25 protein-coding genes and 2 pseudogenes are annotated in these 26,468 nt (G+C 54.9%); 13 read left to right on the top strand and 14 right to left on the bottom strand.

All coding sequences use genetic code 11. The annotated features are described in order from the left end of the window. The first annotated feature begins 46 nt into the window (after positions 1 to 46). On the top strand, positions 47 to 1,000 hold the full coding sequence (locus tag SYN7336_RS27100) for a hypothetical protein (RefSeq protein ID WP_156820261.1): 954 nt from the start codon (positions 47 to 49) through the stop codon (positions 998 to 1,000). Positions 1,001 to 1,227: 227 nt separating this feature from the next. After that, the gene (locus tag SYN7336_RS27105; protein ID WP_017327903.1) at positions 1,228 to 1,575 is read left to right on the top strand and encodes a hypothetical protein; all 348 of its coding nucleotides are present in this window, start codon (positions 1,228 to 1,230) and stop codon (positions 1,573 to 1,575) included. Between the two features lie 17 nt (positions 1,576 to 1,592). Here the strand turns inward: SYN7336_RS27105 and SYN7336_RS28365 are convergent, their stop codons facing one another. Beyond that, positions 1,593 to 4,955 (bottom strand): EAL domain-containing protein, encoded by a 3,363-nt coding sequence (locus SYN7336_RS28365; RefSeq protein ID WP_051039856.1) that lies wholly within the window; start codon positions 4,953 to 4,955, stop codon positions 1,593 to 1,595. A gap of 384 nt (positions 4,956 to 5,339) precedes the next feature. Here SYN7336_RS28365 and SYN7336_RS20955 point away from each other — a divergent pair, with 384 nt between their 5' ends. Beyond that, positions 5,340 to 5,642 (top strand): BolA family transcriptional regulator, encoded by a 303-nt coding sequence (locus SYN7336_RS20955; RefSeq protein ID WP_017327905.1) that lies wholly within the window; start codon positions 5,340 to 5,342, stop codon positions 5,640 to 5,642. 2 nt (positions 5,643 to 5,644) lie between these two features. On the opposite strand, the gene cobT is transcribed toward SYN7336_RS20955, so the two are convergent. The 9 genes and pseudogenes from cobT to SYN7336_RS33130 form a co-directional block, all read right to left on the bottom strand. Next, positions 5,645 to 6,790 carry a nicotinate mononucleotide-dependent phosphoribosyltransferase CobT gene (gene cobT, locus SYN7336_RS20960; RefSeq protein ID WP_017327906.1) on the bottom strand — a complete coding sequence of 382 codons (1,146 nt, stop codon included), beginning with the start codon at positions 6,788 to 6,790 and terminating at the stop codon, positions 5,645 to 5,647. Between the two features lie 94 nt (positions 6,791 to 6,884). Further along, the gene (locus SYN7336_RS20965) at positions 6,885 to 7,469 is read right to left on the bottom strand and encodes a GDYXXLXY domain-containing protein (protein ID WP_017327907.1); all 585 of its coding nucleotides are present in this window, start codon (positions 7,467 to 7,469) and stop codon (positions 6,885 to 6,887) included. A 22-nt stretch (positions 7,470 to 7,491) separates the two neighbouring features. Beyond that, on the bottom strand, positions 7,492 to 8,937 hold the full coding sequence (locus tag SYN7336_RS20970; RefSeq protein WP_017327908.1) for a DUF2157 domain-containing protein: 1,446 nt from the start codon (positions 8,935 to 8,937) through the stop codon (positions 7,492 to 7,494). A 162-nt stretch (positions 8,938 to 9,099) separates the two neighbouring features. Next, positions 9,100 to 9,312: a DapH/DapD/GlmU-related protein gene (locus SYN7336_RS29305; protein ID WP_156820262.1), complete on the bottom strand. Its 213-nt coding sequence runs from the start codon at positions 9,310 to 9,312 to the stop codon at positions 9,100 to 9,102. A gap of 59 nt (positions 9,313 to 9,371) precedes the next feature. Beyond that, on the bottom strand, positions 9,372 to 9,986 hold the full coding sequence (locus tag SYN7336_RS31315; RefSeq protein WP_017327909.1) for a calcium-binding protein: 615 nt from the start codon (positions 9,984 to 9,986) through the stop codon (positions 9,372 to 9,374). Then, a complete protein-coding gene (locus SYN7336_RS20980) occupies positions 9,928 to 10,872 on the bottom strand; it encodes an AfsA-related hotdog domain-containing protein (protein WP_255346731.1) in 945 nt (314 codons plus the stop codon). Before SYN7336_RS20980 ends, SYN7336_RS31315 begins: the two co-directional genes overlap by 59 nt. After that, a pseudogene (locus SYN7336_RS32790) lies at positions 10,849 to 11,064 on the bottom strand (polyketide synthase); the annotation flags it as partial. The gene SYN7336_RS20980 and the pseudogene SYN7336_RS32790, both read right to left, overlap by 24 nt. Before the next feature lie 18 nt (positions 11,065 to 11,082). Then, positions 11,083 to 11,745, bottom strand: a complete 663-nt coding sequence (locus SYN7336_RS27120) for a LysR family substrate-binding domain-containing protein (protein ID WP_162139133.1) — start codon at positions 11,743 to 11,745, stop codon at positions 11,083 to 11,085. Further along, positions 11,700 to 11,978: a LysR family transcriptional regulator gene (locus SYN7336_RS33130; RefSeq protein WP_083885840.1), complete on the bottom strand. Its 279-nt coding sequence runs from the start codon at positions 11,976 to 11,978 to the stop codon at positions 11,700 to 11,702. Before SYN7336_RS33130 ends, SYN7336_RS27120 begins: the two co-directional genes overlap by 46 nt. A gap of 525 nt (positions 11,979 to 12,503) precedes the next feature. Here SYN7336_RS33130 and SYN7336_RS20990 point away from each other — a divergent pair. Both SYN7336_RS20990 and SYN7336_RS27125 read left to right on the top strand, forming a co-directional pair. After that, entirely contained in the window at positions 12,504 to 13,730 is a 1,227-nt protein-coding gene (locus SYN7336_RS20990) for a beta-propeller fold lactonase family protein (protein WP_017327913.1), read from the top strand. 130 nt (positions 13,731 to 13,860) lie between these two features. Further along, positions 13,861 to 14,436: an alcohol dehydrogenase catalytic domain-containing protein gene (locus tag SYN7336_RS27125; RefSeq protein WP_017327914.1), complete on the top strand. Its 576-nt coding sequence runs from the start codon at positions 13,861 to 13,863 to the stop codon at positions 14,434 to 14,436. On the opposite strand, the gene ttcA is transcribed toward SYN7336_RS27125, so the two are convergent. Beyond that, positions 14,433 to 15,269 carry a tRNA 2-thiocytidine(32) synthetase TtcA gene (ttcA, locus tag SYN7336_RS21000; protein ID WP_017327915.1) on the bottom strand — a complete coding sequence of 279 codons (837 nt, stop codon included), beginning with the start codon at positions 15,267 to 15,269 and terminating at the stop codon, positions 14,433 to 14,435. The genes SYN7336_RS27125 and ttcA overlap by 4 nt on opposite strands. Positions 15,270 to 15,363: 94 nt before the next feature. Here ttcA and SYN7336_RS21005 point away from each other — a divergent pair, with 94 nt between their 5' ends. From SYN7336_RS21005 to SYN7336_RS31325, 7 genes and pseudogenes are all read left to right on the top strand, one after another. Beyond that, complete coding sequence (locus SYN7336_RS21005) at positions 15,364 to 15,948, top strand: hypothetical protein (protein WP_017327916.1); 585 nt, start codon at positions 15,364 to 15,366, stop codon at positions 15,946 to 15,948. A gap of 60 nt (positions 15,949 to 16,008) precedes the next feature. Continuing rightward, complete coding sequence (locus SYN7336_RS21010; RefSeq protein ID WP_026101197.1) at positions 16,009 to 16,368, top strand: Spx/MgsR family RNA polymerase-binding regulatory protein; 360 nt, start codon at positions 16,009 to 16,011, stop codon at positions 16,366 to 16,368. A 149-nt stretch (positions 16,369 to 16,517) separates the two neighbouring features. After that, on the top strand, positions 16,518 to 17,564 hold the full coding sequence (locus tag SYN7336_RS21015; RefSeq protein ID WP_026101198.1) for a DUF4351 domain-containing protein: 1,047 nt from the start codon (positions 16,518 to 16,520) through the stop codon (positions 17,562 to 17,564). Positions 17,565 to 17,797: 233 nt separating this feature from the next. Next, positions 17,798 to 18,478: a DUF4062 domain-containing protein gene (locus tag SYN7336_RS30195; RefSeq protein WP_017327919.1), complete on the top strand. Its 681-nt coding sequence runs from the start codon at positions 17,798 to 17,800 to the stop codon at positions 18,476 to 18,478. Continuing rightward, positions 18,465 to 18,911 (top strand): annotated as a pseudogene (locus SYN7336_RS33135) (hypothetical protein); the annotation flags it as partial. The gene SYN7336_RS30195 and the pseudogene SYN7336_RS33135, both read left to right, overlap by 14 nt. A gap of 58 nt (positions 18,912 to 18,969) precedes the next feature. Next, complete coding sequence (locus SYN7336_RS32495) at positions 18,970 to 20,049, top strand: MoxR family ATPase (protein ID WP_017327920.1); 1,080 nt, start codon at positions 18,970 to 18,972, stop codon at positions 20,047 to 20,049. Beyond that, a complete protein-coding gene (locus SYN7336_RS31325) occupies positions 20,049 to 20,198 on the top strand; it encodes a hypothetical protein (protein ID WP_017327921.1) in 150 nt (49 codons plus the stop codon). The genes SYN7336_RS32495 and SYN7336_RS31325 overlap by 1 nt, the downstream gene beginning before the upstream one ends. 18 nt (positions 20,199 to 20,216) lie before the next feature. Here the strand turns inward: SYN7336_RS31325 and SYN7336_RS21035 are convergent, their stop codons facing one another. The 3 genes from SYN7336_RS21035 to SYN7336_RS21045 form a co-directional block, all read right to left on the bottom strand. After that, positions 20,217 to 21,572 (bottom strand): IS4 family transposase, encoded by a 1,356-nt coding sequence (locus SYN7336_RS21035; protein WP_017324427.1) that lies wholly within the window; start codon positions 21,570 to 21,572, stop codon positions 20,217 to 20,219. Between the two features lie 84 nt (positions 21,573 to 21,656). Further along, on the bottom strand, positions 21,657 to 23,492 hold the full coding sequence (locus SYN7336_RS21040) for a hypothetical protein (RefSeq protein ID WP_193789868.1): 1,836 nt from the start codon (positions 23,490 to 23,492) through the stop codon (positions 21,657 to 21,659). Between the two features lie 39 nt (positions 23,493 to 23,531). Further along, positions 23,532 to 24,518, bottom strand: coding sequence for a lysylphosphatidylglycerol synthase transmembrane domain-containing protein (locus SYN7336_RS21045; RefSeq protein WP_017327923.1), 987 nt, complete (start codon positions 24,516 to 24,518; stop codon positions 23,532 to 23,534). Positions 24,519 to 24,787: 269 nt separating this feature from the next. Here SYN7336_RS21045 and SYN7336_RS21050 point away from each other — a divergent pair, with 269 nt between their 5' ends. Further along, the gene (locus tag SYN7336_RS21050; protein WP_017327924.1) at positions 24,788 to 26,461 is read left to right on the top strand and encodes a glycosyltransferase family 39 protein; all 1,674 of its coding nucleotides are present in this window, start codon (positions 24,788 to 24,790) and stop codon (positions 26,459 to 26,461) included. The last annotated feature ends 7 nt before the right edge of the window (positions 26,462 to 26,468 follow it).

Consider the following 26,468-nt stretch of genomic DNA (forward strand, 5'->3'; position numbering starts at 1 on the left):
TCGGTCTACTCTCTTGCTTGCCGCCAACATTGCCGGAACCCCTACCATGACCTCCGAGCTAGGTGCCCCGATCCCCCCCAAGCGGCCCCAGCGGCCCATCCCGCCGAAACCCAAAGCTGAGCCCCCTCGCCCAGCATCCATCGCGCCGACTCGTGCAGAAGTCTCCAACCTGCCACCGCCGACATTTCCCCAAGACCCTTCAGAAGAGGGCGTCCGCAACCATCCGATTGCACCGCCAGATGCCCCCATGCAATTCCGGGCAATTGGTTTAGTAGAAGGGCGCTACGAACCGTCAGAAGAGCAGTTCACTCGCGGCACTTTATATACGCCAGATGGAGGGCAAATCGATGCGGTGTTGCTGGGTCGGGTAATGAGTTTGGTGCGCAAATACCTGCAGCCCGAGCGCGATTATATGTGGGTGGTCTATCCCCGCACTAGTGCCAACAACAAGCAAGAACGACTGCACCTCCAAGTGGCAGGCGTGTGGGCGCCTGAAGAGATTGCCCGCAAGGCAAAAGAAGATGCGGATCTTCCTCGCGACGGTGTCGCAGACCCGGCTAGAGAGGACAGCGATCGGCAGCCCTTAACAGCCCAGATGCCGAACGTAGCACCTGGTTATTTCTCTATACGAGGCGAAGTGGTTCGCGTGACTCCCGAACAGGAATCCGTCACTGTCAAAATCGTTCAAAACGCCCGCAATCCTTCCCCCAAGCGCAAAACCAGTGCCTTTAAGTTGTATCTCAAAGGCAAACTTCCACCCAATTCCCCCGGTCAATTTTGGGATCTCGAAGCCCGCCGTCAAGACGCCACCCTAGAAATCGTCAGGGCAACTGCAATCGGGCCTGCCCCCAAGCCTCGCCCCAAAAAGCGGCGAAAATCGTCCGATCGGGACAGACCTCATTCTGGTCCCAGGCATCAGGCAAATCGATCGGCGAGTGGATCGACCGCTCCACCTCCTCCCAAGCCCCAACGCAAAACGTTTTCCCCGCCATCCCCTTAACGTTCTGGCAATATCCTGGCGAAATCTCTGGACGACGGCAGCGGAGACTACTCTATGGGGTTGCCAAATGTCAGATGGCGGATACAATCGCACCGTATGAGAACTTCTCGATTGAAGTCATAGGACGTAGCTTTATGCAGCGTTCTACGGATTTGAGTCTAGCGCTTTGCGAAGCATAAAAGCTCTAGTCGCCGAGAGGAAAAACAATCTTTTTCAGGGTGTGAGATATGCGGTATCTAGTAGCTTTGTCATTGGCTGCGATCGGCCTGTCGCTCGGTGCAAGGGCTAGCCTAGCGCAGGTGCCTATCTACGACGATCTCGATGATATTTTGTACGGTCGCATTAACCGTCCCAAACCGTTGTTTCACCCGGACCTAGTCATTACCGAGCAATACTTCGAGTTTGCGGAGTTTCATGCGGACTTTTACGTGGAACAATTTGTCGGTCAGCCCACCATTAACACCCCCGATTTGGCGAATCCCTTCAATTCGACAGTGGGCAGCCAAGCGGGATATTATCGCGCGACTCAAACGGAACCCAGTTTGGAGTTTATCGAAGCCAGCAGTCCAGAGTAAGCGCACTCGGTAAATTCCTATTGATTGGCAGCCTTAGCTGACGTTGCAACTAGTGGGAATTGGCTGGGAACCGCCAGTCGCTGAATGCTGGAATTGTGCCATTGCAGAGTAACGATATTGTCCATTTCAGCGGTTAGCAAGGTTTTGACCCCATTGACATCGAGGGGGGGAGCAATCAGGTAGCCCTGACAGAATTCGCACTTCAGATTGCCGAGGCAAACGAGTTGCTCGTGGGTTTCTACCCCCTCGGCAACCACCTCTAAGCCCAGTGCGTGAGCTAGGGTGACAATCGATTGGACGATTTGCCAACTGCTGGAACTATTGCAAATTTTGCTAACGAAGGCGCGATCGACCTTGAGGGCATCGACGGGTAGATCTTGGAGGTAGCTGAAGGAGGAGTAGCCCGTACCGAAATCATCGATATAAACTTTGGTGCCCAATACGTGCAGATCGTCTAATTTGGCGATCGCCACATCGAGATTATCCATAATGATGCTTTCGGTGATCTCCAGCTTGAGAGATTCAGCCGCGAGATTGCTCATTTGAAGGGTGCGCTGCACTCGTTCAACAAAGTCCGGTCGCGCGATTTGTTTGCTGGATACATTCACACTCACATTCAAGCGATCGCCGCCGACAAACTGCCGCTGCCACTGAGCTAGCTGGCGGCAGGCTTCTAACATCACCCAATCTCCGATCGACACAATCGCGCCAGTTTCTTCCGCCAAAGGAATGAACTCTGCTGGCGAAACCAGTCCTCGCTCGGGATGGTTCCAGCGCAGCAGGGCTTCGAACCCGACAATACGTCCGCTAGAGAGCGACAAAATCGGTTGGTAGTGTAGCGAAAATTCCTCTCGTTCCACAGCTCGACGCAAATCCGTTTCGGACTGCAAGCGGGCGATCGCCCGAGCTCGCATGGCGGCGTCAAACACGACATACTGGTCTTTGCCACCGGCTTTAGCGCGATACATGGCTAAGTCAGCGTCTCGCAAAATTTCTTCGGGACGACTGTAACCAGAGGTGTGTGACACAATACCGATACTGACAGCAGTAAAAATTTCCCGTCCTTCAATCGCAAAGGGCTTGCGCAACTTGCTGAAAATGCGCTCTGCCACTTGAGTTGCTTCTGCTGGGGTATTGATACCTTCTAAAAGCAGCACGAATTCATCTCCCCCGAGACGGGCAACCGTGTCGATGGGCCTGAGGGTATATTCCAGTTGGCGGGCTATCTCGCACAGCAGTCGATCGCCAATAGTATGTCCCAAGCTATCGTTGATCACCTTGAACCGATCGCAATCCAGGAATAACACGGCGAAGACAAAATTAGGCTCCCGCTTGCTACTCGCAATCGCCTGTCGGAGACGTTCCATAAACAGAGCCCGATTGGGCAGGCCCGTGAGGGTATCGTAGTAGGCCCCTTGCCGCAATTTCTCTTCAGCGGCTTTGCGTGCGGTAATGTCGGTTTGAGAGCCCGCAATTCGATAGGCACGTCCGCGCTTGTCCCTGACCGCCAAACCGCGACTGAGCATCCACTGATACTCGCCTTTGATGTTTAAAATGCGGTGCTCGTTTTCGAAGTGGGAGGTATGCCCGTCAATGTGGGCCATGATGTCGGTTTTGAGGCTATCGAGATCGTCTGGATGAACCCGCTCGAACCAATCGTAGAGACTGTTGCCCATCTCCTCTTCGCTGTAGCCGAGCAGCGATTTCCAGCGGGGGGAAAAATACATTTGATTGGTTTTGAGCTCCCAATCCCAAATGCCGTCGTTGGCACCGCGCACTGCCAATGCATATCGCTCCTCGCTTTCCTTCAGAGCGGCGGCGGATTGCAGGCGTTTGGCAATATCGCGGGCGATCAGGGTAAACAGTGGCGTTTCGGCCACAGGGATGCGGCTGATGGAAATTTCCATCGGAACTTTGCTGCCGTTCGCACGGCGGGCAAACACCCCCATTTTTTTACCGATCGCGTATTGCGTTCCCCAATCGCTGTAGCGGCTCATATGTTCCCGCATCCGCTGGTTCCAAGGGGCCAAAAACACAAAGCCCAAATCCATACCCAGTACCTGTTTGCGGTTAAATCCAAAGGTGCGTTCGGCGGCTGGATTAAATTCGACAATTTTGCCGTCTGCGCTGACGGTGATGATGGGGTCTAAGGCACAGAAGAAGAGGGACTGCTGGCGAGCTTGCATTTGGGCAAACTCGAACTCCATCCGTTTGCGATCGCTAATATCGGTTTGAGACCCCGCTAAGCGATAGGGCTGACCACTCTCGTTCCGCAGCGCGATGCCGCGACTACTCATCCAGCGATACTGTCCCTCGGTATGGCGGAGGCGGTATTCGCACTGAAAGATGGGAGCTTTTCCCTGTAGGTGCCCCTCGATCGCCACCTGCAAGCGACTTCGATCGTCGGGATGCACCCGTTTAAACCAGTCTTGCGGGCGATCGCCGATCTCCCCTTTCCTCAACCCCAGCATGGCTTGCCAGCGGGCAGAAAATGTCATGCGTTGCTCGTTCAACCGCCAATCCCACAAGCCGTCTCGGCTGCCTGCTGCGGTTAGGGCATAGCGCTCTTCACTCTTGTGGAGAGCTGTTGCGAGAGCCTTCTGCTGGGTCAGATCGCGGGCGATCGCAATGTATAGATTGACAGGCTCGAGCGCGATCGGTTCGACAGAGAGCGAGATCGAGCGGGGCGGTCCATTGGGGGGACGTACGATCGCTTCTAGGATGCGATTTTCGGCGATCGCAGCGACATCTTGTAAGGACAGAATGGGCGAGTCCGCTCGCAGCAGAGCGATCGCGTCATCGAATAGCTTGCAGCCGATCAGATCCGCTCGTTTGCGTTGCAAAAACCGTTCGGCAGCAGGATTGCAATTGGAAATCGTGCCGTCGGCATCGATCGCAAACACTGCCTCGGGGCATGCTTGCAACAGTGCATTCCAATAGGATTGGATCTGTGTAGCCTGTCCGAGAACTCGTTCGATCCCGGCACTGAGGGCTTCGATTTCGTTGCTGGTTTCCCCTGGCGGACCCTCGTGCTCCAGCACTCCCGAGGCGAACTGCGGCCACGCTCGCGATCGGCGAGCCAGTTGGCGTAATGGGGCGGTTAATGTCCAGCTCGCCAAACCGACAACTGTGCCTCCTGCTGCCGCCCCTGCCATCCACCCCATCCAAGGGGCTGGCAAACGGGACTCTGCCCGGACAGACAATTCTGAGGAGGAATCTGGCGATCGCAGATCCGCACTGGCCGCCAAAAGTGCTACGGCTGCACCGGTCGCAGCCGTCAGACCAGCCAACACCAGGGTCAATCGCACCGAGAGCGAACTCAACCTCAATCGAAAGCGGTAATTGTGGCGAGCGTTCCGAACGCCCTGGCGATGTACCATATCCTCAATTCTAATGAGAAAACTTTAAGCAATCCTGAAAAGTATCAAAACATTCAACAAGTAGAGTACCCGAGGGGCAATCTCGACCTGCAGTCTTCCTCTACATTTCCCACTGGGCGGCAGACCGTGTAGTTCGGAATCATCCCCCATTAGTTTTTAGATAACTTGCTGTAGTAATTTTATACTAGATTTTCGCTTTTCTTGCAAATCCTAGTTTTTTTGGCGGCCAGTTCTGCCCAAAGTCACTGCTCCCGTATGAGGAGGGGATTGTTTCAATTTATTTTATACTGGCTTTAGGGCTTATGCTGCGAATATGTATCTTGTAGCACTTAACTTGGTTTCCTCACCTAAAATAACAATTGCAACTGAGGATCGTTAGCTGTTATGTCTGTTCCTGTTTCTCCGATCGCCACTCGCATAGCGCGCAAATTAGAATCGCAACTCCAGGCAACGGTAGTGCAGGTGGAAAACGAAAGTCACCTCCATGCCGGTCACGTTGGGGCGGGAGAAGGCAGTCACTTTCGCGTGGCGGTAGTATCGGCAGCCTTCGCAGGGCGATCGACGATCGAACAGCACCGTTTGGTCTACGAAGCTCTAGCGGAAGAGATGCGGGGTTCGATCCATGCACTGGCCCTCAAAACTTATACGCCCCAGCAGTGGGAAAAGGCTGATGGAAGGCAGGGGTAGAGTTAGACGGATCTGGGTTTGGCGGCAGGGATTGTAGGGGGTGAAGGCATTGCCAGAAGGGCAGTATAGGTGGTTTCAATGGCGGCTAGGAGGTGGGGTTGCGACCAATCGGCATACAAACTGGCCGCGATCGCCAAGCCTCCAGCACCGACGCCTTCTTTGACATATCCCCGCTCGTAAGCCTGCAGTTGGGAGAATTGGGACTGCAAGAAGCTGAGCTGAGTGGCCAGCAGCGGTAGGGGGGCGAGCAGCTCGGCCAAATCGACCGTCCGACCGGTGGGATCTTCGGCCACCCAACGGGTGGTGCCGACGGCAACTCGGCTGGGCTGCCAAGGAATGTGGAACTCGCTTGCCAGTCGTCGGGCGAGGGCGTAGACGGCCAGCATTTGAGTGCCTCCGGCCAACAGCACCGGCATTGTGCGGGAAGCGCTCAGGGTCATGCCTGCCGCAAACGGCTGCACGGGATCGCCTACTGCAGCAGCAATGGCAAGGGCGTCAGGGCGATCGGGAAGCTGTGCCAGCCCCTGTCGCACGAGAGCGAGTTTCTGGGGGTGGTTGCAAACGGGATGGCTGCTGTTGACCATGCCGTCAGCATCGAAGCCCAAAGCCATCAAAACAGCCAGTGCCGTGGTTGTGCCGCCTGCGACACATTCGCCGATCGCCACATAGGGATGCTCTGCCGCCAATCTTTCTCCCCAGTGCAGACCGCACTCAAACAAGGTTTCGACCGTGTCGCGGCTGAGGGCACGCCCCGTGCTCAGGCAGGCGGCAGTAGTGCTGGGGGAATGGGGTTGAACGGCGATCGCCCCTGGAACGCGCTCGGGCAAACCGCAGTCGAAGACAGCGAGGGGAAGGTCGAGCTGCTGGCAAATGGCTTGGCTGATGACGACGGGGGAAGGATAGCCTTCGGGGGCGGTGGGCAGTCGGCTAGAGTAGCCTTGCAGGAGAACTTCCGCGTCGGCGATCGCCGTCCAGCGGCGGGCGGCGGGGGTGGCACCGGCAGCCGAGATTCCAGGTATTAGGGCGGTTTCGGTGAAGCCCACAGCGCAGGCGAAAAAGGGTTGCAGGCCGCGCACAGATTGACACCAGGCTCGTGCGGCGTCCAGTTGGGTATAGGCTTTGCAGGTAGGGGAAATCAAGCCTTTCACTTGATGCTAGAGGCGATCGCCTGCGTTAGAGCAGTGCCGTCACCTGCCAGTATCTCATCTAGGGCTGTTGAGGGCGATGGCGGGCAACCGCAGTTTAATAGGATCGATCTTCCACCCATAACCCCACTAAGGCACTGTTGCCGCGATCGTCTACTTTTACTTCGACCAAGGTGCTGTTGCGGTGCTCTAGAATATCTCGTTCTAACTCGTCGCCGATCGCCTCGGGAATAAAGTACTGACTCAAGCCCACATCAATGTTGCCATAGCGGGAATAGCGGGCTTTTAAGATGCGCTGGCGCTCTGCGAGATCGGTGGGAAGGTCAAACGCGACTCGCACCACCTGCCAGGGACGAACGGGATTGGCAGAATCCTCCTCCAGCTCCATGACTAAATAGATCGAGTCGGGCAGATTGCCACCGGCATCGCGCAATTCCTCTTCCGATTCCCAGCCGGGAAGGTTGCTCAGGCTACGGTGATTTTCGATTGCGTAGGCGAGGGTAATATAGCGGCCGCGCAGGAGATCGTAGGGATCGATAGGGACGGTTTGGAGGTAGAGGGTTTCGCCTGTGGCGAGGGTGAGAGCTTTGGGGATGGGGATGGCGAGGACGATCGCCAGTTGGAAAAGGAGGGGAAGAGCAAATTTCCAGGGGAAGCGGCGGCGAAGGGGGGAAGAGGTCATCAGAGCAATCCTTTATCTGTTGTCACGAGTTATGGGGGAGGACTTGAGGCGATCGGGGGCGGCGTTCGAAGCTGAGCCCAGCGAGGATAATGCCGATACCGCAAGCGACGAGGACGAGGGATTTGACCAGTAAGCCGGTGTCGTATTCGAAGAAGCGACTGAGGATTTGCAGGGTGAGGGCGAGGAGGCCCAGCCAGTAGCGCCAGCGGATCCCCAGTTGCAAGCCTTGCCACGCTAAGGTGCCGGATAGTCCGAAGTAGAGGGCGTTGACGGCGATGAGGGAGAAACCCCAGAAGCTGCCGATATGGAGGATGAGGAGCATGCTGGCGGCAACGATGGCGATCGCGGTGTCCATCACTCGCACTGGTTGGGGAAAGGATTGTCGATCGCGCCAGTTAGCAATCCAGGCAATGAGGGCAATCGCCCAGTAGATAGCGACGAAGAGACCCGGCAACCCGGCTTGGGGGAGGTTGAGGGTGGTTCGGAGAGGGGTAAAGTCCCAACCGCTTGTGCCCCAGCGATAGAGGGTGTCTGCAAAGCCGAGGACGTACAGATAGCTCAGCCAGCCAAACAGACTGAGAAATTGAGCAATAGGGGCAAAGTCGAGCTGTTTTTCAAGGCGATCGCTCGGGTGAGCCAACCCCAGTTTTTCCTGCAGTTGCGGTAGATAGCGCTGGTGGCAGAAGCTGCCTGCCCAGAGACCGAAGGCGATCGCGAAGGAGCCGAGTAAAAACCAATGTTCGATCGCGTTGTCACTCCAAGCCGCGCGAGCGAAGGTGGTGCCGACGAAAGAGAAGCAGGTGGCTAGGGTGGCGAAGGCAAATATCCAGCGGGAATGGCACCAATAGGCTAGGGGTAGAAAAATGGCGGGGATGAGGAGGGGCATCCAGTCGATGACAAGGTCGATGTAAGCAGCTTGCGAGGGGGAATTGAGGCCGCTGAAAAAGGCGGCCAGAATCAGGAGGACGGACAATGCGCCACTGAAGACATGTCGGAGGCTGTAGGCCATAACAGTGACGCCGATGCCCCACCACAAAAACAAGCCGCTGGGGGGGCCGCTGATTTGCAGCCATTGGGCCATTAAAGCGATGCTGGCTCCCAGCATCAATTGACCGACAAGTAGTAGGGCTGTGCCCAAACGCTGCAATGCCGCTCGAGTGCTGCCTTGCCATAGTTGGTAGCCTGCGATGTCGAAGCCGAGCATGAGCGCGAGAATGCCGATCGCTCTGACGCTGGGGAGGATAGAGTCCCAGTTGGCGGCGACAAATGAGATAGCCCCTAGGCCGATGAGGATAGATCCAATGGTGAGTAAGACGGTGGTGAAGCGATTGCTGGCGGAGCTGTTGAGGCGATCGAGCTGGTAATGCTGCCGCAGGCGATCGCGTTGTTGGGGGGCGATGAGAGTTTCGGCAACCCAGCGATCGAGTTCGGTGGCGAGTTGGCGGCGGAAGCGATCGTCGACAGTCATGGGGATATCCTCTAGCCCGCTGGAGAGCGGGGGATAGCTCTATTGTGGCGAACGCTTTTAGGTTGGCGGGAAGAGGGTGTGACAGTTTTTTGATTGGCTGGGCCGATTTCACTGATGAACGGTGCTTTGACTGTTACCTGGAATGAACCTTGCCCGAGCTCTTTACTCTGTTATGTCCCGAATGACGCGACAGGGGTTACCGGCGGCGAAGGTTTTAGCAGGGATATCCCTTGTAACTACGCTGCCTGCGCCGATGACAGATTTAGAGCCAATTGTCACTCCCGGACAGACGATTGCTCCGCCTCCAACCCACACATCAGACCCTATGTCGATGGGCTTGGCGAACTCATGGGTACGACGTAAGTCGGGATTCATCGGGTGAGTAGCGGTATAAATCTGGACAAACGGTCCGAGCAGAGTGAAATCACCTATTTTTACCTGAAATCTTCAATTAACCCGTAATCGCTGGTATCTGCGGTAAAGGCGTTGCCATCACTGTAGAAAACACTACTCGCATCCCCCAGTACGAACACATCGGCACCCGCCCCGCCGGTAAGAGAATCGATTTCGCCCACGCCAAAGCCAAATGCGGGCACAAAGACGTTGACGCCCGCGAGGGTGTCGAGACCGTCGCCGCCCTCCAGAGAATCATTGTCGAGGCCGCCCACTAACTCGTCGTTGCCGCTATCCCCGAGCAGGATATCGCTGCCACTCGCACCGAAGAGAAAATCATCGTCGCGGCCGCCACTCAGCGCGTCGTCGCCAAGATCGCCATTGAGAGAATCATTACCGTCTTGACCCGCTAGCTCGTCGTTGCCATCGCCGCCAAAAGCGCGATCGTCATCTTGGCCGCCCGCGATCGAGTCGTTGCCAGCACCGCCGTCGAGGATATCGTCGCCATTGTCGCCATTGAGTACATCATCCCCATCGCCCCCTGAAATGACATCGTTACCGTCATCGCCGATAAGCACGTCGACTCCAAGACCGCCATTAATAATGTCGCGACCGTTGCCGCCAAACACGATATCGTTGCCGGCATCGCCATTCACGATATCGTCCCCGTTGCCTGCCGTAATCTGCCTTTAACTCATCGAGAATGTAGGCTCGCGTCAACGGCACCTCGTAGAAGCAGTGAGTCAGGGCTGTACCAGCCTGCCGAGCTGCTTCAATCATGTACATCCCCGGTACGTGATCTTTAGGATGCTCGTAGAAAAAAGGATGATTCACATCTTGGGTCATCTCTCCGATGATGACGTTTGCTTCCAATAACAGCGGCTGCGGTAGATAAGGCTGCAGCAACTCCGCGCAGCGATCGAGTGTGCGACGGAATGTAGGCTGGGTCGCGTACAGTTCTGCCGCCATGTGGGGATACTGCGATCCTTGGCCGGTAAACAGGAAGGCAAGCTTGGGCGGGCGGCTGCAGCGCTCGGAACTCTGCAGCAATGGCGTGGATGTGCCATCCGTGCTGAAAGCGAGTAATTCCTGCTGCAACGTCTGGATCGAGTCAGCTTGCACCGACAGACGATAGTCGAGAGCCGAGCGCCCAACATTGGCGGTAAAGCAGATGTTGGCGATCGCGAGCTGGGCATGGGAGTCGAGCCAGTCAGTGTAGCTCGCAGCTATTGCCTGTAACGCCTCGGGCGTTTTTGCCGACAGCGTGAGGACGTGCCAGGGGCGTTCTCGATGGTTAGGAGTGACTGTACCTGCAGGCATAGTTGCGGAAATATCGGGACAAGACTGGACAGGAGCTTCTTCGAGAACAACATGGGCATTGGTTCCCCCAAAGCTAAAGGCACTGACGCCAGCACAACGAGACTCTTCACCCCTCGGCCACGGTTGCAGTTGGGTAGGGATGTGGAAGGCACCACTGTTGAACGCCAGCTCGGGGTTGAGCTGTTTCAAGTTGAGATTGGGGGGAATTACCTCGTGCTGCATCGCCAGCACAGCTTCGATCGGGCCGGCAATACCCGCTGCTGCTTCCAAGTGCCCGATGTTGGTTTTGGCCGAGCCGACGTAACATGGGCGATCGCTTTTTTCATCCGGACGCAGTACTTCTGCCAAAACCCGAGCTTCTGTGCGATCGCCGAGGGAGGTGCCAGTGCCGTGGGCCTCCACGTAACTAATGCGATCGGCACTGACACTGAATTAAAGCGCTACAGTTGCCAGAGATGCACCCTCGATAACCTCGAGAAACTTTAGAAGGATGGGAGAAGCGTTCTCGCCATGCCATGCTGCTGCTAACTCGAGCTTGGGAGAGGGTTCCTGCAGCGGCCGATAAGCCACCCCAGGTCGTCCCAAATTTTGCAGGGACTCGGCCACTAGGGCAATGCCAATCCCCGCTGCAACTAAACCTACGGCTGTCGGTTGGGGAGCCGCCTCTTGCACGACATTCGGGCTGAAACCCGCGTCTCGACACAACTCCAGAATCTGGGCATACAAATTGGGTCCCATGTGGCGGGGAAACAGAATAAAGGGTTCGTCAGCTAGCTGACCGAAGGGCAGCTCGTCGCAATTTGCCAAAGCATGGCCTTCTGGCAGAGCCACAATCAAGGATTCGCGTCTTAGCGGAATGAGCTGTAACTGTTGAACAGCCACTGGGGGATGGAGAAAGCCAATATCAATTTGCTCGGCCTGCAGAGCCGCTTCCTGCTCGGGAGTGCACAGTTCTTCCAACACCACTTCCACCTGAGGAAAACGCTCGCGGAATTGTCTGACCATCTCGGGCAGGATTGTGTACCAGGCAGGGCCGGTGAACCCAACGGTCAATTGTCCGATTTCGCCGCGACTGACCTTCTGTACCGATTCCACGGCGCGCTCGGCCTGCTGCAAGAGTTGCGTGCTTCGTGAAGGAGGGTGCGACCGGCGTCAGTCATACGAACGCTACGTTTGGTGCGGGCAAAAAGCTGTGCGTCCAGACTGCTTTCAAGACGGCGAATTTGTTGACTCAGGACCGGCTGCGTGATGTATGGCCGTTTGGCTGCTCGCCCGAAATGCAACTCTTCGGCTACGGCAACAAAATAGCGGAGTTGGCGAAGATCCATGATTGCTTGATAGTTTTAGGCTATTAGTTTATCGCAGATAGCTATTGGACTTACTTGTTACCAGACTTTACATTAAGTTTGTGACTCCCAAGGTCTACAGATCTACATGGTTTTTCCATCACCCCACAATCTCTAGTTCCAAAGTTTGATGAGATAAATCTCAGGGAAATGCCCCTCTAAAGATACTCTTTGGCTTGCCTCGACGCTGAAATCCTTCTGAATCTCCCTAGCAAATTAGCTGAGTAGAGCAACGTCGCTGTGGAGAGTTTAACTGTGAGAACCTCACTACCAATGGATGTATTTGCTACACTTCTCATTCACGTTTGGCGCGAGCGAGTTGGGTCGAGCACTTCGAGTAGAGATGATGAATGGCGCGATTGAGTCATGGCTCTTCCGCCTCACTTGATGTCAATTATTGAAAAGGGATGGTGCATGAAATTCTCGATCTACCTACTTTTGCCGACAATTGTCCTATGTTTGTTAACTAGCTCTGAGTCTGTCTTCGGGCAGGGACGGAGGGCAAGCATGGATTTTCAGGGACGCTATCTGGTATCTGTCTCGGATGCAGATATGCTGGCATCGGCCTATGTCGATGGCGCGCTCGGCCCCCGAGAAGGTGAGGATGCTTTGAGCGTGATTCCGCTCCAGGGCGATCGCTCCAACTGGCGAGCCAATGAAGTTTCGGTTTCGAATTCGGTTGCCGGCCCACCCACAGCAGTGGCAGTTTCGCCCGATGGCAAATGGGCATTTGTGGTAGAGACCTTCGGCCCCCGTCCCAATGGTGGCGAACAATTTGGCGATTTACCCATTGGCAACGCTCTCACGGTTGTCGATCTCAGCAATCCGCGCAATCCGCGCATTCATCAAAGTATCGAGATCGGCGAACGTCCAGAGGCAGTGACAGTGAGTCCAGACGGTAGCGCGATCGCCGTTACCCTCCATCCTCCAGCCGATCGCCAAGTGGCGATTGTTCCCTTTGATGGCGGCAGGCTGGGAGAACCTGCATACTTTGCCATTCCGCAAGTAGCACCAGCAGTACGTGCATCCCACGTCGAGTGGCATCCATCTGGCGAGTTCCTCGCCGCAACTCTAGTGGATGCCGGACAATTGGTGATGCTACGCGTGGTGCGCGATCGCGGCGAGCTAGAAATTGAGCCCTGGGGCCCTCCAACTTTTTTGGGCAAATATCCGTTCATGGGACGTTTTACGCCAGATGGCCAGTATTTTATTGCCAGCAATCTGTATTGGGGCGATGACGTGGCGGGATTTTGGATTGAAGCTCCACGCGGCGATGTGGTTGCTGTCCGAATAGCGACAGCGGCGGATGCAGACGGAAACGTCCGCCATCCGTTGGTGTCGCGGACCACCACCGGCATCAGCCCTGAAGGATTGGCAATTTCGCCAGATGGAGCGTTAGTCGTCACCACTAACCTGGAACGCAGCTATCTTCCTTACGACGACGATCGCATTACCTTTTACAGTTCTTTGACACTCGTCGAACTCGACCCAGAGACGGGACAGCTTTCCACCGTGGGTGATTATGCTTTTGATGGGATTTTGCCGGAGGCTGCTGCTTTTGACGCCTCTGGCAACTTTCTAGCTGTGGTTAACTACGATCACTTTGATGACAGTATTCGAGGAGGTAGTGTTGATTTTTGGCGTGTAGAGAGACGAGATGGACTGCAGCTAGTCCAGACTGATTACTCGATCCCCGTCACACGCGGGGCCCATTCAATCGTATTGGTGCCGTAGGATGGCCAATGAGCCCCGAGGATCTCATTTTATACTGTCAAAAAATATTTAAGCTTTCAGCTTTGTTTGAGCCAGTCTCTTAAAAGCTGGATCGGATTTTAGTCTAGACGCACTCAAATAAGGGGCAAGCATGATTCGCGCTTACGCAGCCAAAACAGCAGGCGGAATGCTGGAGCCATTTGAATACGATCCGGGGGCGCTGGAAGACAAACAAGTCGAAATCGAGGTTGAGTACTGCGGAATTTGCCACAGCGACCTCAGCATGTTGAAGGACGACTGGGGTATGAGCCAATACCCCCTCGTGCCCGGTCATGAAGTTGTGGGAACTGTTGCAGCCATTGGCGATCGCGTTACAACTGTCGAAATCGGCCAGCGAGTCGGATTGGGTTGGTTTTCCCACTCTTGCATGAGTTGCGAGTGGTGCATGTCTGGCAATCACAACTTATGTCTCACAGCCGAACAAACCATCGTCGGTCGATACGGCGGCTTCGCTGACAAAGTGCGGGCGCATGCAGAATGGGTCACTCCTCTGCCCGAAGGCATCGATCCAGCTAAGGTCGGTCCCCTCTTCTGTGGCGGCATTACCGTCTTCAATCCCATTGTTCAGTTTGATGTCAAGCCCACCGAGCGCGTCGGCGTCATTTGCAAACCTTGGCGAGCGACGACGGCTTTGGCAGTCAGGATGGCGCGGGGCGAGACCATTTAGTCAGTGAGCCGAACCGCGTCGGGCTCGCAGCTGGAGGTTTCAATCTGCAAATTGACAAAATCAAACAGGTTGCGATCGGCTAAATGCGACGGAGACACGTTTTGCAGGCTGCGGAACAAACTGTCGATACGCCCCGGACTGTCTCGCTCCCATTGCTGCAACATTTGCTTAATCTGAGCCCGCTGCAAGTTCTCCTGCGAGCCGCAGAGATTGCAGGGAATAATCGGGAAATTGCGGGCACGAGCATAGCGTTCGATCGCCCGTTCCGCACAATAGGCCAGCGGTCGAATCACCACGTGACGGCCATCATCGCTGAGCAGCTTCGGCGGCATTGTTTTTAAGCGACCGCCGTGAAACAGATTGAGAAATAGCGTTTCCACGATATCGTCGCGATGGTGCCCCAGAGCAATTTTGCTGGCCCCTTCTTCCGCCGCCACCCGATAGAGAATGCCCCGTCGCAGTCGGGAGCAGAGACCGCACATCGTCTTGCCTGCAGGAATCACCCGCATCACCGTGCTGTAGGTATCCTCTTCCACAATCCGATAGGGAACCCCGAGGTTGTCTAAGTAGTCTGGCAAAACGTGGGTGGGAAAACCGGGCTGCTTTTGGTCGAGATTGACGGCCAATAGCTCGAATTTGACGGGGGCGCGTCGCTGCAAGCTGAGCAGCAGGTCGAGCAGGGTATAGGAGTCTTTGCCTCCCGAGAGGCAGACCATGACGCGATCGCCGTCTTCGAGCATGCCGTAATCCACGCTGGCTTTGCCCACCAACCCACGCAGGCGCGCCTGCAGCTTCTTGAAATTGTTTGAGGTGCGCACTTGGGTTGCGTCCACGGGCTTAAATCTCTCAATTTCCCCGAAGCCTATTATAGGTTCTGGCTGAAGCGTACTTGGGGTAGGGTGAGACTCGAAAAGAGTGGGAGTGAAGATGGACTCGGTTTTGTTGTCTGCGGTCGAGTTTCTGCAGTCTAGAAAGGGTCCGAAGCCCGAGCCTGCAGCAGTGGTGGCTGCTTTGTTGGAGGCTGAAAAGTATTCTCGTTCGGCAGCAACCGATCGCCGTTACCCAGACTTAGTCGGAACTTGGCGGCTCGGGTTTATAACTGGAACCCAAAAAGCTCGCCAACAGACGGGGGTCGTCTTGGGGGCGGGTCGGTTTTTGCCCCGGTTTGTAGAGGTTTCCCTGTCTTATCGGATGTCGCAGGAGAATGGCGATCGCGGGACGGTCCGCAATGCAGTTCGCATCGGGCCGCTAGAATTTGCCCTGACCGGACCGACGCAGTTTTTCCCAAAGCAAAGCTTGCTGGCCTTTGACTTCATCTATATGACTGTCTCGATGGCCGAGGTGAACCTTTATGAGGGTTACATTCGCGGCGGAGCCGAACGGGAGGCGCAGTTCTACGATGTTCCTCTGAAAGAGCGGGCATTTTTCTCGTATTTTTTGCTGGAGGAGCGCTGTGTGGCGGCGCGGGGTCGCGGTGGTGGGTTGGCGCTGTGGACGCGGGTGAAGCGGTAGAGTTGGGGGCGATCGCTGCGATTACACTGAGGAGGGATTTTCGAGAGGGTGTGAGTGGAAATGGCTTTGCAAGTTTATGGCATTCCTAATTGCGGGACCTGCAAAAAAGCGTTGAAGTGGTTAGACGAGCAGAGCGTTACCTACGAGTTTGTGAATACGAAGGAGCATCCGCCGACTAGAGAGGCGATCGCCGCTTGGGTGGCAACGCTGACGGCAAAACCGATACGCAACACGTCCGGGCAAGCCTATCGGGCTATTCCGACAGAGGAGCGCAATGCCATGACGGACGAGCAGTGGATCGATGCGTTTGCGGATAATGCCATGTTGCTCAAGCGCCCGCTGTTTGTGAAAGAGGGTACGGCGGTGCTGGCAGGTTTTCGGGGTTCTGAGGCGAGTATGCGGGCGACTTTGGGGGGTTAGGCGATTTCCAGCTCAGAAGTTACCGGGCGATCGAGCTCTGTCAGTGCAGTTCGCGATCGCCGCTGGCAGATTGCGAGAGCCCATCAGCAGCCTCGACCTTACCCTAGCGGTACTCTATAGTGAGTCAGGCGTTGTGGTTCGCCCGAGACATGACCTCACCCCGAGCAGACTTCGATACCCCCTGGAAGGAGATGCTGGAGCTCTATTTTGAGCCCTGTCTCCGGCTCTTCTTCCCCGCCGCTCAGGCCCAAATTGACTGGTCGCGTCCCTACGAGTTTCTCGACAAAGAGCTCCAGCAGATCGCCCGCGATGCCGAATTGGGCCGTCGTTATGCGGACAAACTGGTGCGGGTTTGGCTGCTCGACGGACGGGACCTGTGGATTCTCATTCATGTGGAAGTGCAGGGCCAGAGAGATGACTCTTTCCCCGAGCGCATGTATATCTACAACACCCGCATTGCCGAGCGCTACGGTCGCCCCGTGGCGAGTTTAGCCATCCTCTGCGACACCAGTCCCAACTGGCAGCCCAGCGAGTTTGTGCGCGAGGTCTTGGGCTGTCGCCTGGAATTCCGCTTTCTCACAGCAAAGTTGCTAGGCTACAAGCAGCGCTGGGCCGAATTGGAGGCCAGCAGCAATCCGTTTGCAACCATTGCGATGGCTCACCTGCAGGCGCAGGCCACTCGTGGGGACGAGCGCGATCGCCTGCAGTGGAAACTGCGGTTGATTCGGCGGCTGTACGAACGGGGCTACGAGCGCGAGGATATCATCCAGCTCTTTCACTTCATCGATTGGGTGATGGCATTGCCGGAGGAGTTGGAGCAAGAGGTTTGGGAGGAGATTCAAGCTTACGAGCGGGAGCAGAGGATGCCTTACATCAGCAGTGTGGAAAGAATCGGTCTGGCCAAAGGGCTCGAACAAGGGCTCGAACAGGGGCTCGAACGAGGGCTCGAACAAGGGCTCGAACAAGGGCTCGAACAAGGACTCGAACAGGGGCGCGAACAAGGGCTCGAACAGGGGCGACAACAAGAAGCGCTCCGTATGCTACTGCGTTTAATGGAACGTCGGTTTGGTTCTATTCCAAGTTCACTTCAGACTCAACTTCAGGAGCTGACCGTAGTGCAGCTAGAGGAGTTACTCGATACAGCTCTAACCGCTGCCTCACTCAAACAACTGGCCGAATACTTGGAGGTTCTCTGAGCGGTAAATTCTGATGGAGAAAATGCCTTAGGCAGAAGAGAAGGGAGCAGAATATATGGCATGGTTCAGTCATACTCCGAATTTGCGACACAGCTAAATTGAGAGCTTTCCATAAAATTTATCTATCGACAGCCCTGTCAAATGGTAAGTTTCAAGATTGAAAGCCAACTTGTAGTCAATTCTGTTACCGAGCATCACGACTGGCTGCAGGTTGACGCAACTGAACTGTAAAGATGACCTATCGAGCCTTTGTCTCGTCCACCTTTAAAGATCTGGAGCGACATCGGGAACAAGCGATCCTAGCATTGCGCGATGCGGGTTTCTACGTCGATCCAATGGAACACTGGTCGGCAGATGCTGGGGAGCCGAAAGCAGTGTCTCAACAACGAGTCGTTGGCTGCGAGCTTTGCCTGCTGCTGGTGGGTTTCCGACGGGGATATGTGCCACCGGGCCACCATCTCAGCATCACGCAATTGGAATATTACAAAGCCTTGGAAGAAGAGTGCGATGTCCTCGTATTCATGCTGAAAGAGGATGCACCCTGGCCGGAAGAATTTGACGACCGGCAGCGCGATGCCCTTTTGTTGGAATGGCGATCGCATTTCAAGCAAGAGAAAACACTAGCGTTCTTCGACGAGAATTCTGAGAACCTGAAATACTCAGTTGCCCAAGCACTCAACCGCTGGCAGCAAAACCCCCAGGTTAAGACCTCATCAAGCATCCGTCTTAAATCCCTATCGACACAGCTCGCTGCCCTCAATCGCCAGCTCGTACTCGTTGTCAACGAACTCACCGTAGCCGGTCCGCTCGAAGTTCCGAAATTGGAAGTCAGACGAGACTACCTGATTGGTGAAATCGAGAGATATGAGGAACAGATTCAAGACATAAGAGGGGGTGGAAGTGGCAGAGAGTGATTTGCTTCTAGAGGGTTTACGAATTCACTTAAAAGCATTGCGTCGCAGGCATAAGCTTGTTATACAACAACTGACAGTTGCCGAGCCACTTGAAGCCCCTAAGTTGGAAAATAGTCGAGACCAGTTGATTGATGAGATTGAAAGATACGAGAAATTAATACAAACAGAAGAACGAGCGGTACAAGACCGTCGAAGCGATCGCTTAATCGAGTTACTGCAACCATACCAGAACGCAATCTCAGAGCAGTTACAAACCGCTCGCTCCAGAACAGTCTCACGCGATTGGATTGCAAGTAGATCCGACTCTCTGGAAACCTCGATCGAAAAACTTAGCAGCCGCAGAAATCAGGAAAGGCAACCGGAGGCCCTCCACCTTTTTGTTCTGAACCTGCTGAATTTAGAGATTCCTCTAGAACTCAGGCAGGATTTAGAGGATTGGACGTTCGAGATCGAGAATCTTGACCCATTGCGGGCAACGATCGTGCAGGCCAATGAAGATCGAAGGGCGGCCCTATCAAGCCACCCCAGCCGCGATCGATATGGTCAATGCTGCCCTCTACCTACGTCGTCCCCTACTGGTGACTGGCAAACCCGGCACGGGCAAATCTTCCCTCGCCTATGCAGTTGCCCGAGAGCTAATGCTGGGGGAAGTTCTCTATTGGCCCATCACCACCCGCACCACTCTGAAAAACGGCCTCTACGACTACGACGCGATCGGGCGCTTGCAAGATGCCAAGCAGCTTCTGAACGAAGCCGGAATCCCCCAAGGAGAACGGGAGCCCGCAACCCCGCCATCCGAGACCGAAGCAGCCTCTGAAGTGGGCACAGAGAACAAGGCGGAGAAAGAGGGCACGACAGGAGAACTGACCGATATTGGCAGCTACATCACGCTAGGACCACTCGGTACGGCTTTACTGCCGTCTCCCAAACCCCGCGTCCTTTTAATTGACGAAATCGATAAAAGCGACATCGACCTACCCAACGACCTTTTGACTGTCCTGGAAGAAGGGACATTCAAGATCCCGGAATTGGAGCGCATTAAAGCGAAAGTTCGCAGCGTGAGAGTGCGGACTGCCTACACCGAAATCACCCCTCACCTTTCACGGGAGGAAGCAGAACTGAGAGCGCAGCAGCAACCTGAATATTGGCAGGTGGACAATGGACGGGTGACCTGTACGGCCTTTCCCTTTGTCATCCTGACCAGTAATGGGGAGCGAGCTTTTCCGCCGCCGTTTTTGCGCCGCTGCCTGCGCTTGGCCATGCCCGTTCCCACCGGAGCGGAACTGACCCGAATTGTCAATGCTCACCTGCAAAAAGACTTGGAAGCACGCCGGGACAAGCTCAAAGAAAGCGGGAGCGAGCAGGAGGCTGAGCAATGGTTCCAACAAGCTCGAAAAGAGCAAAGTGACTTAACTGAGGACTTCGAGAAGCGTTTGAAATTGGGGGATGTTGCCACAGATCAGTTGCTCAATGCCATTTTTATGGTGACGCGAGAAACCCCGATTACCCAACGAAAAGAGGATTTGCTCAACACTCTACTCAAGCATCTCAACAGTACTCAGGATTTCTGATGGAGGAGCTGGTTGCCCTATTGAGGAGAGCCGACCTGGACTTCTATTACGAAGACCTGGCCGATGCCGTATGGCTGGCCACCCACATTGGCCCGATCCCAGCCTCGGCCTCAACCCCCAAAGGGAAGCTATCCATTAGGCAAAAGTAGCTGAACCATAGACAGGCACTAGCTTTGAGAAGCCAGTTGAGCCCCTTCAAGCAAATGGTGGAGTTTGGTCAGCCCTCGCCAAAGCGTCTTCAATCCAGGGTTGCCATCGCCCTTGCGAGCCAAGAAGCCTCCCAATCGAGCAATCCACAGCATTGCCTGTTGCAGAGTGGGTGGCTTTTGAGAGCGACTTTTCGGCACAAACTTGCGTCGTAACAGCCGCCATTCAGCAGGCTGTAAAACGAGCTCACAGGAGGCTTGCGGGGTGAGTCGAGCGCGGTAGGTCAGCCACATCAATCGCCAAGCTACAACGTTGTAGGTTGCCAGAGCCTTGAGCAAGCGCTCATAGCTTTGCAGTTGGAGCTGTTCGATGCCACAGCCACTTTTGAGGGTGAAGTGAAACCGCTCAATCAGCCAGCGGTAGCTATACCAGCGGATGCACTGACAGACCTGCTCGAAGCTCTCAACTGGCAAGCTGGTCAGCAGAAACCAGCGAATCGGCTGAGCGCCATCATCAGGGGGGACGGTTTCTTCCACGAAGATGGCATTGAGGCGCACGGGCTCTAAGCTCGCGGCTTTGAGGTGATGCGATGGCACCTCCAGCGTCACCGCCATCGCCCGCACCTGCAACTGGGCAATGCGGGCCGCTCGCTTGGGATTACGCTGCACTTGCAGGCTCATCGCTCCCAAGACTGGGGCTTGTTCGAGGGTGGGGATGAACTTGCCCAGCTCGTGGCTAAGTTTGCGATTGTGCCTTGCGCGGATGAGTAACTCCCTGTTGTCCGCACGGGGATGGGCAAACAGTTCGAAGATGTCTGCTTCTCGATCGCCAATATGAACCACTTGCTCTTGGCCCGCGAGCTCTCGCTCTACGGCTGCGAGAGTTGCTATCCAGCGATAGCTTTCCTTTTGCTCGATGGGAGTCACTGAGCGTTTTTCTTTCTTCCCGCGCCGCTGTTTGCGATTCCAGATGAATTGACTCAACAGACCTAAGGGTTCTCCCTCGCCGCTCACCGCAAAACAACTGTGGACTTTGATTCCCTGTTGATGGCTTTGATTGATGAAGCCCAGCCCTTCGGTCTGGGGGTGAGTGGTGAAGTCGAAATCCGTTGTGTCTTGAATGGCCAGCACCGTCTTGCCCGTGAGGGCCCGCCTGACCACTCCATCACGATGACTGTCCAGAATGCTGCTCGTGCTCACCTTCGGGTTGGCCCAAAATCGATAGGTTCCTTGGGCCACTGAGGCATTCCCACTCGCCTGAGGCACGCTCGCTGTGGGCTGCTCACTCAAGTCTGTGACGATCTGCCCCAACCGCTTTGCATGTCGCAAATCGGCGAAGTGGATCGGGTTGATTTCTTGGCTGACCCAATCTTGCATGGTTTCTCTCCCTCCGGCTACAACTGCTTCAGTCTCTACTGCAGTTTATAATCCAGTCACAGTAAGCTCTCCATCGACTTGTGCCTAATGGATAGCCCAAAATTGGGAGAGGGGCCGGGGGTGAGGGCCATGCAGAGCCATCGAACTCAGGTGGCGAGAGGTAAGATAATTCAATTCCACCTCAATACACCGGGCATCCAACACAATATGAGCGTTGCTTTCAAAGACCGTACAGTTGGCGCTGACTAACTCTAGAACGGGTCGATCGCCGTTCTGTAAAGACGCGATCGCCTCATCTGCCGCCGGTTGAAATTGTTGGAGCCAGCGATCGCCCAGAGTTTCCACCGCAAGCGATCGCCGGTTGAGGAGCCATAAGTTTATATCGTACTGCTCAATAAACCCTTTGACGATATCTGCCGATGGACTGAATTGCGCCTCAATCAGGTCGGAGGCCCGCTGGCGAATTTGGCGGTAATACCCAGTGTGGTAGGGAATGGCATATTCGCGACCGACGAGGATAGACCGCTGGGCAAAGGTGGGTAGGAGATTGGCTTCTCCATCTAAACTGGCGATGAGTGAGTCTTTAGGTTGGGCTTGAAAGAACGCATAGAGACCGGGGTGGCGGCCTGTGATGTAAGTGGTGAAGGGAAATCCATGTGTGAACGCAGGGTAGAGCAGGAGCAGAGCGGCGAGGGCAGAGGCCAGGGTGACCGAGAGGAGCGATCGCAGGATTGCTCCCGGTTTATCGACGCGATCGCACCACCGCAAACCAGCCTCGATCGCCACTGCTAAAGCAATACCGGCCCCGAGGATGACCGCAATGCGCAGACTGTGTTCGGTGAAGCGGCTGGGTAGATAGAGGGTGAAAAGCGTCGCGTGGGCGGCGAAAAACCAGGCGAGTGACGAGAGGATTAGGCGGGCAAGCCAGCCCATCTGGGGGGAGAGGTGACGGATGAGGGGAAACTGCTTGGGGAACCGGACGAGAAAGAAGAGGGCCAAGGCGATCGCGTTGGTGGCAGGAGTCAGAATCGCTGCCAAGCGAATGCCTCCCCGTCCGTGCAGCCAAAACCGCTCGGGATCGCCATTGTAGAAAAACCGAGTCCGACCGCCCGCCAAAAATTCCGGCATCGATCGCGCTTGCTCCAAAGTCACCGTCGGCCCAAACTCATGCGGGTGCAGCAAAAACGGCAGCATCGCCACCACCGCCACCCCAACCCCCGACAAACAGAGAATCCATCGCTGGCGCGAGCGACACAGCCGCAACCGCCCCTCCCGCCATTCCACGACCCCCAACAGAAACATGCCCGCTGCAATCAACACCATTTGGGGATAGAACAGGCTTTGGATGGCTAGGGCAAAGAGACAGGGGAAGAGCGATCGCCGCACTAAGGCAAGTAAAAACGCTAATGCACAGGCATACACAAATGCCTTCGCCGTCCCCGAAAACACGGCATCCGTCATGGACAGTGCTTGGCCGAGCAGCAGCGAGGCACTAAAGGCTGCGGCAGGAACGGGAAAGAGTTCCAAGCACAGCCAAAAACTGAGACCGGCGTTGAGGAGGGCCAGCAAGGGGGGAATGAGCTTGCTGGCGAGGATGGGGGAGATACCGATCGAGGCGGCGAGATGGTAGACGGCAGCGAATCCTTTGGGGGCGATGCTCTGGTAATAGTCGGCAATCAAATCGTTGGGAAATAGATCGCGATCGAGAAACCGCTGCATCCAGAAGATATGCTGCCGCGCGTCGTCTTGAATCGTAAACGGCGCTTGAAAGGCTTCTTGCAAGCCCATCAGACTGAAGACCGCTGCAAACAGCAGGCTCATCCCGAACCAAAACGCCACATGGGGCTGACGCAGGGATTGACCGGTGGCAAACAGATGCTGCCGCAACCCTTTCAACTGGGACGCTGCGCCTTCAATCAAAACCAATCCTCTCTAGAAGTAGAAGTTTCCACAGCGATGTCAGGCAGACTCTTTCACTTCTACCGGTTTTTGGCGCAGCCGCTGCATCTCGCTGAAGTATTTGCCCAAAAAAGGCAGCCCGCCGATCGCCGGAAGAAAATATCGCGCCGTGGCCAACAGCCCCAAGGCCGCCCCTGTCGAGTCATCGAAATAGGATTGGTAGAACAAGATGAAAGCGGCATCCCGAGTGCCGACGCCTGCGAAGGTGAGGGGCAGCAGTCCCGCCAGCAAGGCTAGAGGGGACAAGGCAAGGTTCGCTAAAAACGGAACCGAGGCTTTCAGGGCCAAGATGAACATCCAGATTTGGAGTAGGTGGAGAAACCAAATGAAGGTGGAGGTGAGGGTAATTTTGAGCAGTTGGCGGCGATCGCGCCAAAAATAGCCGTGCATCTCCTGCCAAGCTGCAATAAGAGTATCGAACTTCGGCTTGAACTTTTTCGGCAAGAGGGAACGCCCCAGCCGAAAGAAAAATAGGGCGAAGGACTGCGAGCCTAGCAACAGCAAGCCCAAGCCTAAACCGCCTGCGACGCCAACCGTCATCGCCCAAAACAGAACATCTTTTTGGGGGTAGACAAGCAGACCAAATGCACACCAGAGCAGCAGAGACAGCATGTCGCAGGCTTTTTCGAACAGCACCATCGATAGCGACAGCGATCCACTCAACTGCGCCTTCTCCCGCATGAAATAGGATTTGGCGATATCCCCCATCTTGGACGGCAGCACCATGTTGAGGGAACTAGCGGCCAGAATGAGACGGTTGGCTTCTGCAAAGGAAAGGGGATTGGGTTCGCCTGCTTCGCGGCTGGGCATCAGTTGCTGCAATCGCCAAGCGGTCAGCATCGTCAGGGGGACGACCATGCCCAGGCTGACGGGCATCCAGAGGGGATCGCTATCGCGGAAGGTGCGCATCATCTCGACGATGTCGATCTTCCAGTAGATGGCAGCCAGGATGAGCAGGCTGATGCCAATGGAGAGGGCGCGCTTCATGGCTGGGAGTAACCTTGGGGGGCGAATTGCGAGACGAGTCTCGGTCCATACAACTGTAAATCTCCCGCTGCGGAAAAGGACGCTGTCGGCCTGTATTCGTGACAAAATTGGCTGCGAGCCCTGCTGCAGTGGGGCGAGGGCGCGATCGCTTCTGGACTGTGTTGAGTCTTGCAAATCAAACTTGGAGTTGTTTGTTGATGTCACATCGAGTTTTCAGAAAAACTCCCCTTCACGTCTTACTCCTTTTGGTATGGCTAGCCATAGGCACGATGATGCGCTTTTCAAATTTGGCATCTCTACCGCCTTGGACTGATGAATGTGCCACGATAGCTTTCAGCCTCGGCAATAGCTTTTTAACAGTACCGCTGAACGAGATCGTTAGTGCCAATGTTATTTTGCAACCGCTACAATCCAATACTGGAGCTGGAATCGGGTCAGTTGCCGAGCATTTATCGAATGAAAGCACTCATCCTCCCCTCTACTTTTTTCTGACTCATCTGTGGATGAAAGTATTTTCACCCCCGCAGGAGTTAGCATCCATCTCGGCCGCGCGATCGCTCAGTGCCTTGTTTGGAGTTTTCTCCATTCCTGCCCTGTTTAGTTGTGGTTATTTTGTCTTTCGCTCTTTGGCGATCGCTCAGATGGCAGCAGCCATGATGGCCGTTTCGCCTTATGCCATTTTTCTTGCCCGACAAGCACGTCATTACACTTTGGCTAGTTTATTGGCGATCGCTTCTTTATATTGCTTTCTGAAAGCGATTGAAATCATACAGAATCGTCGAGCTTTCCCGATTTGGATGATGTCGGCCTGGATAGTGATTAACTGTCTGGGCATAGCGACTCATTACTTCTTTGTTCTAACCCTCTGTACCCAAGCTTTGGTATTGCTGTTGCATATTTTGCGACAAATTCAGAAGGGGAAATTTGTCGAGTTACAACCCTATTGGTGGCCCATTGGCTTAGTAGCCGTGGGTACGCTGATTGGATGCTTGGTGTGGTTGCCAGCTCTGTACGGTATTTACGGCAGCGAACCAACAAACTGGGTTGCTGATGGCAATCCTCGCACTGACTGGTTCGGCCCTGTAGGAAGACTGCTCATCTGGCTCGTTAGCGTCTTTTTACTCTTGCCTTCAGCATTCACCCACTTATCTCTGACAATTGTCATCGTTTCCGGTGCAGTCAGCTTGCTATTTCTGATGTGGAGTCTACCCCACCTCCTCTCTGGCTTGAAAACCCAGCAGCAGAATCCAAACGATCGTTTAGCGATCCAAATCTTAGTTGAGTATGTTGTTGTCGCGATCGCCTTAATTTTGGGTATTACCTATGGCCTAGGTATGGACTTAACTTTGGCTGCCCGTTTCCAGTTCTTCATTGCTCCTGCGATCGTTCTTTTGTTGGCTGCTGCCCTAGCTGGGATTTGGCAGTATCCGGAGAAATTATACTCAGCTAAAAAGCAGCTCTCTCCGATTGGGAATGGAGCGGTAAGAGTGGCAATCATTTACTTTATGGCTACTTTGGGGAGTTTTACCGCAGTTGACAATTTAGGCTACCTCCAAAATCATCGCCCCGATCTTCTCGCCCCAATTATCCAAGCAAATTCTCAAGATCCAGCCTTAATTGCTACGACCCACAAACATCACGGACAAACAGGCAGAATGATGGGATTGGCTTGGGAGTTCAAACATTTCTCCGACTCCCAAGCTCCTGGCAAGGATTGGACGTTTTTTTTGGCCCACAGAGATCCCGAGACTAAGACTTATACCAGCGCTATTCAAGCCTTTCAACAGCAACTCGCACAGCTCCCGAGACCGTTCGATCTCTGGTTAGTTGATTTTCGCGCTGGGATAGATTTACAGCCTCAGCAATGTTTGCCTGACGATCGAGGACGGCAATCTGCCGGTGAATACCGCTACCAACAATATCGCTGTCAAACCACGAATTAAGCAGAAT

The sequence above is a fragment of the Synechococcus sp. PCC 7336 genome, assembly GCF_000332275.1.
Classification (GTDB): Bacteria; Cyanobacteriota; Cyanobacteriia; order Thermostichales; family PCC-7336; genus PCC-7336.

Bases quoted from the DNA above. Each gene is read 5' to 3' on its own strand.
- SYN7336_RS27100 (WP_156820261.1), top strand. From the start codon at position 47: ATGACCTCCGAGCTAGGTGCCCCGATCCCCCCCAAGCGGCCCCAGCGG.
- SYN7336_RS27105 (WP_017327903.1), top strand. From the start codon at position 1,228: ATGCGGTATCTAGTAGCTTTGTCATTGGCTGCGATCGGCCTGTCGCTC.
- SYN7336_RS28365 (WP_051039856.1), bottom strand. From the start codon at position 4,955: ATGGTACATCGCCAGGGCGTTCGGAACGCTCGCCACAATTACCGCTTT.
- SYN7336_RS20955 (WP_017327905.1), top strand. From the start codon at position 5,340: ATGTCTGTTCCTGTTTCTCCGATCGCCACTCGCATAGCGCGCAAATTA.
- SYN7336_RS20965 (WP_017327907.1), bottom strand. From the start codon at position 7,469: ATGACCTCTTCCCCCCTTCGCCGCCGCTTCCCCTGGAAATTTGCTCTT.
- SYN7336_RS20970 (WP_017327908.1), bottom strand. From the start codon at position 8,937: ATGACTGTCGACGATCGCTTCCGCCGCCAACTCGCCACCGAACTCGAT.
- SYN7336_RS29305 (WP_156820262.1), bottom strand. From the start codon at position 9,312: ATGAATCCCGACTTACGTCGTACCCATGAGTTCGCCAAGCCCATCGAC.
- SYN7336_RS20980 (WP_255346731.1), bottom strand. From the start codon at position 10,872: ATGCAGCACGAGGTAATTCCCCCCAATCTCAACTTGAAACAGCTCAAC.
- SYN7336_RS33130 (WP_083885840.1), bottom strand. From the start codon at position 11,978: ATGGATCTTCGCCAACTCCGCTATTTTGTTGCCGTAGCCGAAGAGTTG.
- SYN7336_RS20990 (WP_017327913.1), top strand. From the start codon at position 12,504: ATGGATTTTCAGGGACGCTATCTGGTATCTGTCTCGGATGCAGATATG.
- SYN7336_RS27125 (WP_017327914.1), top strand. From the start codon at position 13,861: ATGATTCGCGCTTACGCAGCCAAAACAGCAGGCGGAATGCTGGAGCCA.
- SYN7336_RS21005 (WP_017327916.1), top strand. From the start codon at position 15,364: ATGGACTCGGTTTTGTTGTCTGCGGTCGAGTTTCTGCAGTCTAGAAAG.
- SYN7336_RS21010 (WP_026101197.1), top strand. From the start codon at position 16,009: ATGGCTTTGCAAGTTTATGGCATTCCTAATTGCGGGACCTGCAAAAAA.
- SYN7336_RS21015 (WP_026101198.1), top strand. From the start codon at position 16,518: ATGACCTCACCCCGAGCAGACTTCGATACCCCCTGGAAGGAGATGCTG.
- SYN7336_RS30195 (WP_017327919.1), top strand. From the start codon at position 17,798: ATGACCTATCGAGCCTTTGTCTCGTCCACCTTTAAAGATCTGGAGCGA.
- SYN7336_RS32495 (WP_017327920.1), top strand. From the start codon at position 18,970: ATGAAGATCGAAGGGCGGCCCTATCAAGCCACCCCAGCCGCGATCGAT.
- SYN7336_RS31325 (WP_017327921.1), top strand. From the start codon at position 20,049: ATGGAGGAGCTGGTTGCCCTATTGAGGAGAGCCGACCTGGACTTCTAT.
- SYN7336_RS21035 (WP_017324427.1), bottom strand. From the start codon at position 21,572: ATGCAAGATTGGGTCAGCCAAGAAATCAACCCGATCCACTTCGCCGAT.
- SYN7336_RS21045 (WP_017327923.1), bottom strand. From the start codon at position 24,518: ATGAAGCGCGCCCTCTCCATTGGCATCAGCCTGCTCATCCTGGCTGCC.
- SYN7336_RS21050 (WP_017327924.1), top strand. From the start codon at position 24,788: ATGATGCGCTTTTCAAATTTGGCATCTCTACCGCCTTGGACTGATGAA.